Here is an 11,746-nt window from a genome sequence, read left to right on the forward strand (position 1 = left end):
GTGGAAATACGTTCCCGTATCCGACCCCGGCTGACCGCGAGGGTATTCCTCTCCCCGCCGACCCCGCCGACCCCGCCGCCAGGTGGCCGAGGGGCCCCGCGCCCACGCAGCCCCACTCGCCCCCGCGGGACCGGGCCTCCGTGCCGCGGGTCGGGGAAGCCGCAGCGGCGGCCGCGACTGCGCGGCGTCCTCGCGGGGTAAAGGCCCCTCGACGCACGCCGAGCGCCACCGCCGCGTGCCCGGCGCGCCAACGCCGTCGGGGAGCCTCCATGCACGAACTGGCCATCACGCAGAGCGTCGTCGACGCGATCGTGGAGCGGACCGGGCCGACGCGGGTGACCACGGTGCGGCTGGTCATCGGGCGGCTGTCGGGTGTCGTGCCGGAGTCCGTCCGGTTCTGCTTCGACGTGGTAACCGCCGGCACACCGCTGGCCGGTGCGGCCCTGACGATCGACGAACCCGCGGGCCGGGCCCGCTGCCGGCGGTGCGGCGCCGAGTTCGTGGCCGACGACGTCCTCGTGCTCTGCGGCTGCGGCTGCGCCGATGTGGCGGTGGACGGCGGTGACGACCTGCGGATCGCCTCGGTGGGCCTGATGCCCGCGGCGGAGGCGAGCTGACCTGCGCGGAGGCGGGCTGACCTGCATGGGGGAGAGATGCCTGCGCGGGGAGGGGCCTGCGTGGGGGAGGGGGACTGACCGATGTGCGAGACCTGCGGCTGCGACGACCCGGCGGCTGCGCCCCGGCTGACCTCGTTCCCGGCGGACGCCGGGGCGGCGGGCCGCTCGGGACGTGAGCTGCTGCTGGAACAGCGGGTGCTGGCGAAGAACGACGAGCAGGCCGGGCAGACCCGGCAGCGGCTGGCCGCGCGCAACGTGCTCGCGGTCAACCTCATGAGCTCGCCCGGTTCCGGCAAGACGACCCTGCTGGAACGGACCGTGCGCGATCTCGCCGGGCAGTGGCCGCTCGCGGTGGTCGAGGGTGATCAGGAAAGCGTGCGGGACGCCGAGCGGATCCGGGCCGAGGGTGTCCCGGTCGTGCAGGTGAACACCGGGCGTGGCTGCCATCTCGACGCGGACATGGTCGACCGCGCGCTGCGCGCCCTCGACCCGCCCGCGGAGGCGGTGGTGTTCGTCGAGAACGTCGGCAACCTGGTCTGCCCGGCGCTGTTCGACCTGGGGGAAGGCGTGCGGGTGGTGCTCACCTCGGTTACCGAGGGTGAGGATAAGCCGCTCAAATATCCGCACATGTTTGCCAAGGCCGATCTCGTGCTGCTCACCAAATGTGACCTGGTGCCGTATCTCGCTGTGGATGTCGATCACTGCATGGGGTTGATTCGTCGGATCAACCCCGCGGTTGACGTCCTCACCCTGTCCGGACTTCACCTGCCGGCCGGTGCTCCCGGCGCCGAGCCGGAGCCCGGCCTGGCCGCCTGGTACGCCTGGCTGCGTGCGCGGCGCCCGCGGCCCGATGCTCGGCCGCGGGCCGGTGCGGCGGGCCGGGTTTGACGCGACCGGTCCCGGGCAGCTCGTCTGCGAACGACTAAGAGTGCCTTGAAGGACACATCGAGTTATTAGATCGAGTTAGTAGTTGGTGGAGGTGCGCAGGTCGGCCGCGTCGCGACCGCACCGGGAGGGACACTGTCATGGGCAGCCTGGAGCCAGCCTGTTGCGGGCCACGGCCGCGATGACGGCGGCCGGCGTGACGACCGGATCGGATCCGCGGTGGCCCGGCGTACCCGCGGGGTTCGACGCGGCGCGGGCGGTCGCCGACGCGGTGCTCTACGAGGGCTACCTGCTCTACCCCTACCGACGCTCCTGCGGGAAGAACCGAGTGCGCTGGCAGTTCGGGGTACTGGCACCGCCGGGATGGATCTCCGAACAGCCCTCGTCGGGGTCGCCAGGCGTGTCGGGCTCGGCCGACGGGTCGTTCCAGCAGGCCGAATGCCTGGTGGAGGCGACGGGACCCGCGACGGTCTTCCTGCGGCTGCGGTTCCTCCAGGTGATTCGGCGTCGCGTCGAGCGCCGAGCGGCGGACGGACGGTTCTCGCCGGTCGACGAGCTCGACGTGGACGGCACCCGCGAGCTGACCTTCGACGAGGCGCGTCCGCGCGAGTTCGATCTCGCCGTGCCGCTGTCCGACCTGACCGGCCAATCCAGCCGGGTGTCGATCCCACTGCTCGCCCCGGGCGGCGTCGACATCGAACCGCTGGGTCCGCGGCCGGAGGCGGCGCGGGTGGTCCGCCACCGGTGGCCGGTGACGGCGGCCGTCCACCTGTCCGCGACGCGGGCCGAGGCGCCGTTCCGGCTCTACCGGCTGCGGGTGGTGGTCGAGAACACGGTGGCCGACCTGGGCGCTGGCCGGCCGCGGGCCGAGGCGCTGCGCCGCTCGCTCGTCGCCGCGCACAGCCTGCTCGGCGTGCGCGGCGGGCGCTTCCTGTCGCTGCTGGACCCGCCCGTCTGGGCGGCGAGCGCGGCCCGCGGGTGCGAGAACCTGCGGGTGTTCCCCGTCCTGGCCGGCGGGGCCCGGGACGTCATGCTGTGTTCGCCGATCATCCTCTACGACGATCCCCGGACGGCCCCGGAAAGCCCCGGGGATCTGTTCGACGCCACCGAGATCGACGAGATCCTCTCGTTGCGCACCCGCGCGCTGACCGACGAGGAGAAGCGGGAGGCGCGGGCGACGGACCCACGGGCCGCCGAGATCATCGACCGGGTCGACGGCATCCCGCGCGCCATGCTCGACCGTCTGCACGGCGCCGTGCGGTCGCTGCAACCGGTAGAGCCGCCGACCGCGGTCCCGCCCGGCGGCCCGGATTCGGCATCCGGCCTGGATTCGGCATCCGGCCCGGATTCGGCATTCGGCCCGGATTCGGCATGGTGGGAGCCGGAGGCCGACCGGTCGGTCCACCCCGACCGGGACAGCGTGCAGGTCGGCGGCGTCACCGTCGCCCGCGGCAGCCGGGTGCGGCTGCGTCCGCGTGCGCGGGGCTCCGACGCCCACGACATGTTCCTCGCCGGCCGCGTCGCCCGGGTTGAGGCGATCTTCCTGGACGTCGATGGCGACCGGCACGCCGCGGTGACACTCGACGGCGACGAGACCGGCGACCTGCATCGGGCGGCCGGCCGTTACTTCTACTTCGCTCCCGACGAGCTCGACCCGCTCGACGACCCGACGGACGCGGATCGGACGGGTGCGCCGTGAGCGCCGCCCGCCCCCGCCCGCGCGCGGGACGGACGCTGGTCGCCGGTGTCGGAAACATCTTCCTCGGCGATGACGGATTCGGCGTCGAGGTCGTCCGCCGGCTCGACCCGGCGAGCCTGCCCGGTGGGGTCGACGTCGCCGACTACGGCATCCGGGGCCTGCACCTCGCCTTCGCGCTGCTCGACGGCCGGTACGACACGGTGATCCTCGTCGACGCGCTGCCGTCCGACGAACCCCCGGGGACCCTCACGGTCCTGCGGCCCGACGTCGGTGACGCGCCGCAGGTGGACGCGCGGCAGGTGGACGCGCGGCAGGCGGACACACCGCTGGTCGGCACGCCGCTGGTCGGCGCGCCGGCGGTGGTGGACGCGCACGGCATGTCCCCCGACGTCGTGCTGCGGCTGGTGCGCGATCTCGGCGGCGAGATCGGCCAGGTCGTCGTCGTCGGCTGTCGACCCGCCGTGGTGGCGGAACGGATGGAGCTGTCCAGCGCGGTGCGCGCTGCCGTCGACGACGCGGTCGACCTCATCGGCGACATCGTCCGGGACCCCCGACTCGTGGGGGTCGGACACGGAACGTGACGGAAAGGAGGGGCCGAGATGACAGCCACGGACGAGCGGCCGGCCACGCAGGCGCGGCCGGGTGGCGTCGACGAGGTGCACATCCTCTGGATCTCCGAGGGGATGAGCTGCGATGGCGACACGGTCTCGGTGACCGCGGCCTCGCAGCCGGCTATCGAGGACGTGGTCACCGGCGTCATACCGGGCCTGCCGACGGTCCATCTGCACAACAAGGTGCTCTCGCCGACGTTGGGCGGCGAGGAGTTCCTGGCCCCCTTCCGCGCCGCGGCCCGCGGCGAGCTGGAACCGTTCGTCCTCGTCATCGAGGGGTCCATCCCCAACGAGAACATCAACGGCGAAGGCTACTGGACCTCGTTCGGCAACGACCCGGACACCGGCCAGCCGCTGACCATCAACTGGTGGATCGACCGGCTCGCGCCGCGGGCCTGGGCGGTCATCGCCATCGGCACCTGCGCCGCCTACGGCGGCATCCATGCCATGGCGGGCAACCCGACCGGCTCGATGGGGCTGCTCGACTACCTGGGGCGCGACTTCACCTCGGCCGGCAACCTGCCGATCGTCAACGTCCCGGGCTGCCCGGTGCAGCCGGACGACTTCATGGAGACCCTGACCTGGCTGCTGTACCACGCGGCCGGCACCGCCCCGCCGCCGCCGCTGGACGACCAGCACCGACCGCAGTGGATCTTCGGGCGGACGGTGCACGAGGGCTGCGACCGTGCGGGCTACTACGAGCAGGGCGACTTCGCGAAGGACTACAACTCGCCGAAGTGCCAGGTGAAGATCGGCTGCTGGGGTCCGGTGGTGAACTGCAACGTCCCCAAGCGGGGCTGGATGGGCGGCGTGGGCGGTTGCCCGAACGTCGGGGGCATCTGCATCGCCTGCACGATGCCCGGGTTCCCCGACAAGTTCATGCCGTTCATGGACATGCCGCCGGGGGCGAGCCTGTCCTCGCTCGCGGTGAAGCCGTATGGGTCGATCATCCGGCGCCTGCGGGGCATCACCAACGCCACGGTGAACCGGGAGCCGCGGTGGCGGCACAACCGGGAACTGCTGACCACCGGTTACGACCCGAGTTACCGGCCGAAGGGACGGGTGTGATGACGGCCACCGAGCAGATGAGGGCCGCGGAGAAGCCCGGCCAGATCGTCGAGATGGCGTGGGATCCCATCACGCGCATCATCGGCAACCTCGGAATCTACACGAAAATCGATTTCGCCAACCGGCGGGTGACCGAATGCCACAGCACATCCTCGCTGTTCCGTGGATATTCGGTGTTCATGAAGGGGAAGGATCCGCGTGACGCCGGCTTCATCACCAGCCGGATCTGCGGCATCTGCGGGGACAACCACACCACCTGTTCGGTCTACGCCCAGAACATGGCGTACGGCATCGCCAACCCGCCGATGGCGGAATGGATCATCAATCTGGGGGAGGCCGCCGAGTACCTGTTCGACCACACGATCTTCCAGGACAACCTGGTGTTCGTGGACTTCTGCGAGGCGATGGTCAAGGAGACCAACCCCGGCGTGCTGGCGCGGGCCGAGGCCACCGCGTCGCCGCGCGCCGAGGTGCACGGCCTGCGCACGATCGCCGACATCATGCGGGCGCTCAACCCGTTCGAGGGCCAGGTCTACAACGAGGCGCTGCGGGTCAGCCGCGTCACTCGGGAGATGTTCTGCCTGATGGAGGGCAGGCACGTCCATCCCTCGACGCTGTATCCGGGTGGGGTCGGCACGATGCCGGAACCCTCGGTCTTCACCGACTACCTCACCCGGCTGATGGAGATCCTCGACTTCGTCAAGAAGGCCGTGGCGCTCAACGACGACCTGTTCGACTTCTGGTACGACGCGCTGCCGGGCTACGAGGAGGTCGGCCGCCGACGTGTCCTGCTGGGCTGCTGGGGGGCCTTCCAGGACCCGAACGTCGTCGACTACCGGTACGAGAACATGACGGACTGGGGCCGCGCGATGTTCGTGACCCCCGGCATCGTCGTCGACGGAAAACTACTCACCACCGACCTCGTGAAAATCAACCTGGGTATCCGCATCCTGCTTGGCAGCTCCTTCTACAAGGACTGGGTCAACGAGGAACCCTTCGTCGAGCGGGATCCGCTGGGCAATCCCGTCGACATGCGCCACCCGTGGAACCAGACGACCTTCCCGGAGCCGCAGAAGCGTGACTTCGGCGAGAAGTATTCCTGGGTGATGAGCCCGCGCTGGCTCGACGAGGGCACCGGCGACCATCTCGCGCTCGACACCGGCGGTGGCCCGTTCGCCCGCCTCTACGTCACGGCCCTCGCGGGCCTGGTCGACACGCCGTACGTGACCGCGAGCGACGGCGCGGTGAAGATCTCGCTGCCCCGCAGCCGCACGCTGCCCGCCATGGACCTGCGGTGGTCCCCGCCCGCCTGGTCGAACGCGATCGAACGGGACCGGGCCCGGGTGTACTTCGTCGCCTACGCGGCGGGGATGGCGCTGCACTTCCTGGAGCGGGCGATGACGCGGGTGCGCTCCGGCGACACCCGGACCTTCACCGACTTCGAGGTGCCGGACGAGACGATCGGCTGCGGCTTCCACGAGGCGGTGCGCGGGGTCCTCTCGCACCACCTGGTCGTCCGGGACGGCAAGATCGCGAACTACCACCCCTACCCGCCGACGCCCTGGAACGGCAGCCCCCGGGACTCGTTCGGCACGCCGGGCCCGTACGAGGACGCGGTCCAGAACATGCCGATCTTCGAGGAGAACGGCCCGGACTCCTTCAAGGGCGTCGACGTGATGCGCGCGGTGCGCAGCTTCGATCCCTGCCTGCCCTGCGGGGTGCACATGTACCTGGGTCACGGCCGCACGCTGCGCACCGTGCACTCGCCGATGTTCGGGGCAAGCCATGGCTGATCCAGCCAGCGAGGACGGCCGGCGCAGCGAGGGCGGGCATCGCCTCGACGACCGGGCGGTGCGCGAACGGCTGGCCCACCTTGACGAGGCGCTCGCCGAGGTGGAGCGGATCCCGGGGCCGAGCGGGGAACTGGCCCTGGATGCGGTGGCCACGCTCGCGTCGGTGTACGGCGAGGCGCTCGCCCGGGTCGCCGGCTACGCCGCCGGCGCCGCCGACGTGACCGCCGCGCTGACCGCCGACGAACTGATCGGCCACCTGCTCGTCCTGCACGACGTGCACCCCGAGCCGGTGGGCCGGCGGGTGACCCGGGCGATCGAGCGGCTGCGACCGGCGGTCCGCGACCGGGGCGGCGAGATCGAACTGGTGGGCATCGAGCGGGGCGTCGCGGAGATCAGCCTGACCCTCGGCGGCTGCGGCTCGGCGGCGGGCGAGGTCCTGGCGGCGGTCCGCGAGGCCGTGCTCGCGATCGCGCCCGAACTGTCCGACGTCCGGCGCCAGGCCGCTGCCTCGGGCGGCGCTCACCAGACCGCCTTCGTCCCCCTCGACGCGGTGCTCNCCCCGCCGCTCGCCGGGAGCGCGCGGCCGTGACGACCGACCTTCGTCCCGTGCCCGGCGCCGACCTGCGTCCCGCGCCCGGCCCCGGCGGAGCCCTGGACCGGGTGGTGCGGGCCGGCCTCGTCCGGACCGGGCCGGACGGCGAACGGTGCGACCTGTGCGCCGCCCCCGTGCCGAGCGACCACCGGCACCTGCTCGACGAGTCGAACGACGCGCTGCTGTGCCTGTGCCGGGCCTGCGCGCTGCTGTTCGACCGGGACGCCGCCGCGCGCGGCCATTACCGCCTCGTCCCGCAGCGCCGGCTGCGCGTGGCCGACCTGGACCGGGACGGGTCCGATCCCCGCGCGCTGGGTATTCCCGTCGGGTTGGCGTTCGTCATCCCCGGCGACGGCGGCGAGGTGCGGGCCCGGTACCCGAGCCCGATCGGCGCCACCCGCTGGGAGCTGGAACCGGCCGCCTGGCGCCGGCTCGTCGCCAGGGCGCCAATGCTGGCCGGGCTGGCCCCCCGGGTCGAGGCCCTGCTGGCGAACACCGCGCGGGGCCGCCGGGAGTTCTGGATCGTCCCGATCGACGACTGCTACCGGCTCGTCGCGATCGTCCGGCACACGTGGACGGGGTTGTCGGGCGGCGGCCGGGTCTGGCCTGCGGTCGACGACTTCTTCGCCGCCCTGCCCGACCGTTCCCGCCGCGGCTCCCCGCTGGGCCGCGCCGGCAGCCCGGGCGCCGCGGGCGACTGACCAGGGAGGGAAGGCACCATGGCACCGATCCGAGTCGGCGAGCCGGACGTCCGTCCGGACGCCACCGCGCACGTCAAAGGGGTCCGCGAAGGCAACGCCGTCGGTTCCTACGAGATGGAGCCGGGTCACCACAGCGACGGCACCGCCGACGCCCGCCGCTCGACCGGCATCCGGCCGCGTGACCGCGATCCGATCTCGCCGAGCATGCCCAACCTGCCACCGGGCTAGCCGGCGCGCGGCGCGGGCGTCGCGCACCGCAGCGTCGTCCCAGTCGATTCGAGGGGGAGACCGATGAGCAACCGCAAGAAGGTCCTGGCCGCCACCGGCGCCGGCATCGCCGGCATGATGTGGCGGGAGTACCCGTCCCTCGTCCGGTACCTGCGCATCAGGCGGATGTGACGGTGGGCAGCCCGACCCGCCCCGCCCCCGCCCCCGCGCCGGCCACGCCGGCCGGGCGCGGTGCCGGGCAGTCCGGGTCCGACGGTCGGCGGCGACGGCGGATCACCGTGCGCGGCCTCGTGCAGGGCGTCGGCTTCCGGCCCTTCGTCCACGCGGCCGCGACCGACCTGGCGCTGGCCGGCTGGGTGTGCAACGACAGCGATGGGGTGATCGTCGAGGTCGAGGGCTCGCCCGGCGCGGTGGCGGAGTTCGGCCGGCGGCTGACCGCCGACGCCCCGCCGCTGGCCGTGATCGAACGGGTCACGGCGACGGACCTGGCGCCCCGCGGCGACGCGGCGTTCACGATCGCCCGCTCCCGCGCGGGAGACGCCCCGCACACGATGGTGTCCCCGGACGTGGCGACCTGCCCGGACTGCCTGCGTGAACTCGCCGATCCGGCCGACCGCCGCCACCGCCACCCGTTCATCACGTGCACCAACTGCGGGCCGCGCTTCACGATCATCACCGGGCTGCCGTACGACCGGCCGGCGACGACGATGGCCGGGTTCCCCCTGTGCCCCGCCTGCGCGCGGGAGTACCGCGACCCGCGGGACCGCCGCTTCCACGCGCAGCCGATCGCCTGCCCGGACTGCGGGCCCCGGCTGGAGTTCGTTCCACCCGGGACGGGGCCGGCGGTCCTCGGCGAGGATGCCCTGGCGGCGGCGGCCCGGCTGCTGACCGTCGGGGGTGTCGTCGCGGTGAAGGGCATCGGCGGCTACCACCTGGCCTGCCTCGCCACGGACCAGGCGGCCGTGGCGACGCTGCGGCGCCGCAAGCGGCGCGGAGACAAGCCGTTCGCCGTCATGGTCGCCGACCTCACCGCCGCTCGGCGCCTCGCCCACCTCGACCGCGCGGAGGCGGCGGTGCTGGCCGGGCCCGCCCGCCCGATCGTCCTGGTCGCCCGGCGCGACGACGGCCGACCCGCACTCGCCGCCGCGGTCGCGCCGAACAGCCCCGACCTCGGCCTGCTCCTGCCCTACACCCCGGTGCACCACCTGCTGCTCGCCGCGGTGGCGGCGGCCGGCGGTTCGCCGGCGCCGCTGGTGATGACGTCGGGCAACCTCGGCGGCGAACCCATCGCCGCCGACGATGCCGACGCCCGTCGCCGGCTCGCACCGCTCGCCGACGCGTGGCTGCGCCACGACCGCCCGATTCACGTGCCCTGCGACGACTCGGTCGTCCGCGTCGTCGACGGTGACCCACTGCCGCTGCGCCGCTCCCGGGGCTTCGCCCCCCTGCCGGTGCCGCTGCCGTTCGCGGTGGCGCCGACCCTGGCGGTGGGCGCCGACCTGAAGAACACCTGCGCGCTGGGCACCGATCGTTCCGCCTGGCTCAGCGGTCACATCGGGGACATGGACGACGCCGACACGGTGCGGGCGTTCACCGCCGCCGAACACCATCTCGAGCGGCTCACCGGCATCCGCCCCACCGCGCTGGCCACCGACGCCCATCCGGGCTACCGCTCCCGGCAGTGGGCGCGGCGGCACGCGGCCGGGCGACCCGTGCGCTCGGTGCAGCATCATCACGCCCACGTGGCGGCGGTGATGGCCGAGCACGGCCTGACCGGCGACCGTCCCGTGGTGGGCTTCGCCTTCGACGGCACCGGCTACGGCACCGACGGGGCGGTGTGGGGCGGCGAGACGCTGATCGCCGACTACCGCGGCTTCGAGCGGTTCGCCCACCTCGCCTACGTCCCGCTGCCCGGTGGGGACGCCGCCGTGCGCCGCCCCTACCGGATGGCGCTGGCGCACCTGTGGGCCGCCGGTGTTGGCTGGGACGGCGGTGTTGGCTGGGACGGTGATGTTGGCTGGGACGCGGACCTGCCACCCGTGGCGGCCTGCCCGGCGGGGGAGCGGCGCGCCCTGGCCCATCAGCTCGCCACCGGGCTGGCCTGCGTGCCCACCGCCAGCATGGGACGGCTGTTCGACGCGGTGAGCTCCCTGCTCGGCGTCCGCCACCGCGCGGACTTCGAGGCCCAGGCGGCGATCGAGCTGGAGGCGCGCGCCCGCCGCTGCCCGGGCGGTCCCGACGCCTGGCGCAACCGGTACGCCTTCGGGATCGACCGGCCGGTGCCGGGCGGTCCGCTGGTCGCCGACGCAGCGCCCGTCATCCGCGGGCTCGTCCGCGACCTGCGGCGCGGGCTCGCCGTCGAGGCGATGAGCGCCGGCCTGCACGCAGCGGTGGTGGCCCTGGTCGTCGACCTGGCCCGGCAGGCCCGGTCCGAGCGGGGGCTCGACGTCGTGGCGCTGACCGGCGGGGTGTTCCAGAACGTGCTGCTCGCGACGGCGGCCGCGCGGGCGTTGCGAGCCGAGGGCTACACGGTCCTGCGGCACCGCCGGGTGCCGCCGAACGACGGCGGCATCGCGCTGGGCCAGCTCGTGGTCGCCGCGGCCGGCGCGCGGGAGCGGGGGAGCGGGGGAGCGGATGACCATGAAACGAGGGGGTGAGCGCCGTGTGTCTCGCGGTTCCGGGACGGGTCGTCGCCATCGGGGAACGGGACGGCACCCGCATGGCCGAGGTGGATTTCGGGGGGGTGCGCAAGGACGTGTGCCTGCAGTACCTGCCGGACACCACGGCCGGCGAGTACGTGATCGTCCACGTCGGGTTCGCCATCCAGCGGCTCGACGAACAGTCCGCGCTGGAAACGCTGGCCACCATCGCCCGGATGGGGCTGCTCGCCGAGGAACTCGACGGTGGGCCGGCCACGTCCGCCCGCGACGCCCAGCCTGAGGGGGTGAACCGGTGAAATACCTCGAGGAGTTCAGCGACCCCGAGCTGGCCGGTCGGCTGCTGGACCAGATCCATGCGGTGACGACCAGGCCATGGGCGATCATGGAGGTCTGCGGCGGCCAGACCCACTCGCTCATCCGGCACGGGATCGACCAGTTGCTGCCCGCGGGCGTCGAGATGATTCACGGCCCCGGCTGCCCCGTCTGCGTCACCCCACTGGAGATCATCGATCGCGCGCTCGAGATCGCCTCCCGGCCGGGGGTCATCTTCTGCTCGTTCGGTGACATGCTGCGGGTTCCCGGCAGTGACCGGGACCTGTTCCGGGTGAAGAGCACCGGCGCCGACGTGCGGGTGGTGTACTCGCCCCTGGACGCGTTGACGATCGCCCGGCAGAACCCGGACCGGCAGGTGGTGTTCTTCGGGATCGGGTTCGAGACCACGGCTCCGGCCAACGCGATGACCGTCTACCAGGCGAAGCGGTGCGGGGTGCGCAACTTCTCGCTGCTCGTCTCGCACGTCCTGGTCCCGCCGGCGATTGCGGCGATCATGGAATCGCCGAGCTGCCGGGTTCAGGGGTTCCTCGCCGCCGGCCACGTGTGCAGCGTGATGGGC

The 11,746-nt window shown here is 73.1% G+C and carries 13 protein-coding genes; all 13 read left to right on the forward strand.

The features are described 5' to 3' along the window. Window positions 1–269: 269 nt before the first annotated feature. Complete coding sequence (locus tag FF36_RS19775; RefSeq protein ID WP_044886610.1) at window positions 270–617, forward strand: hydrogenase maturation nickel metallochaperone HypA/HybF; 348 nt, start codon at window positions 270–272, stop codon at window positions 615–617. A gap of 81 nt (window positions 618–698) precedes the next feature. Further along, the gene (gene hypB, locus FF36_RS19780) at window positions 699–1,505 is read left to right on the forward strand and encodes a hydrogenase nickel incorporation protein HypB (protein ID WP_044886611.1); all 807 of its coding nucleotides are present in this window, start codon (window positions 699–701) and stop codon (window positions 1,503–1,505) included. 193 nt (window positions 1,506–1,698) lie between these two features. Further along, window positions 1,699–3,201, forward strand: coding sequence for a hypothetical protein (locus FF36_RS19785; protein WP_095212282.1), 1,503 nt, complete (start codon window positions 1,699–1,701; stop codon window positions 3,199–3,201). Further along, entirely contained in the window at window positions 3,198–3,782 is a 585-nt protein-coding gene (locus tag FF36_RS19790) for a hydrogenase maturation protease (protein WP_044886612.1), read from the forward strand. The genes FF36_RS19785 and FF36_RS19790 overlap by 4 nt, the downstream gene beginning before the upstream one ends. Window positions 3,783–3,800: 18 nt before the next feature. After that, a complete protein-coding gene (locus FF36_RS19795; protein ID WP_044886613.1) occupies window positions 3,801–4,880 on the forward strand; it encodes an NADH-quinone oxidoreductase subunit B family protein in 1,080 nt (359 codons plus the stop codon). Continuing rightward, window positions 4,880–6,673, forward strand: coding sequence for a nickel-dependent hydrogenase large subunit (locus tag FF36_RS19800; protein ID WP_044886614.1), 1,794 nt, complete (start codon window positions 4,880–4,882; stop codon window positions 6,671–6,673). Before FF36_RS19795 ends, FF36_RS19800 begins: the two co-directional genes overlap by 1 nt. After that, on the forward strand, window positions 6,666–7,229 hold a 564-nt coding region (locus FF36_RS19805), incomplete at its 3' end, for a NifU family protein (RefSeq protein WP_242422639.1). The genes FF36_RS19800 and FF36_RS19805, both read left to right, overlap by 8 nt. Before the next feature lie 107 nt (window positions 7,230–7,336). Further along, entirely contained in the window at window positions 7,337–7,966 is a 630-nt protein-coding gene (locus FF36_RS38485; protein WP_277912956.1) for a DUF5947 family protein, read from the forward strand. A gap of 18 nt (window positions 7,967–7,984) precedes the next feature. Further along, complete coding sequence (locus FF36_RS19815; RefSeq protein ID WP_044886616.1) at window positions 7,985–8,194, forward strand: hypothetical protein; 210 nt, start codon at window positions 7,985–7,987, stop codon at window positions 8,192–8,194. A gap of 63 nt (window positions 8,195–8,257) precedes the next feature. Next, complete coding sequence (locus FF36_RS40980) at window positions 8,258–8,365, forward strand: DUF6893 family small protein (RefSeq protein ID WP_396229990.1); 108 nt, start codon at window positions 8,258–8,260, stop codon at window positions 8,363–8,365. A gap of 2 nt (window positions 8,366–8,367) precedes the next feature. Next, complete coding sequence (hypF, locus tag FF36_RS19820) at window positions 8,368–10,851, forward strand: carbamoyltransferase HypF (RefSeq protein WP_479686791.1); 2,484 nt, start codon at window positions 8,368–8,370, stop codon at window positions 10,849–10,851. Between the two features lie 5 nt (window positions 10,852–10,856). After that, window positions 10,857–11,150 carry a HypC/HybG/HupF family hydrogenase formation chaperone gene (locus FF36_RS19825; RefSeq protein WP_044886655.1) on the forward strand — a complete coding sequence of 98 codons (294 nt, stop codon included), beginning with the start codon at window positions 10,857–10,859 and terminating at the stop codon, window positions 11,148–11,150. Beyond that, window positions 11,147–11,746: hydrogenase formation protein HypD (gene hypD / locus FF36_RS38490; protein ID WP_242422641.1), on the forward strand; the 600-nt coding region annotated here is incomplete at its 3' end. The genes FF36_RS19825 and hypD, both read left to right, overlap by 4 nt.

Source organism: Frankia torreyi, from assembly GCF_000948395.1.
GTDB lineage: Bacteria > Actinomycetota > Actinomycetes > Frankiales > Frankiaceae > Frankia > Frankia torreyi.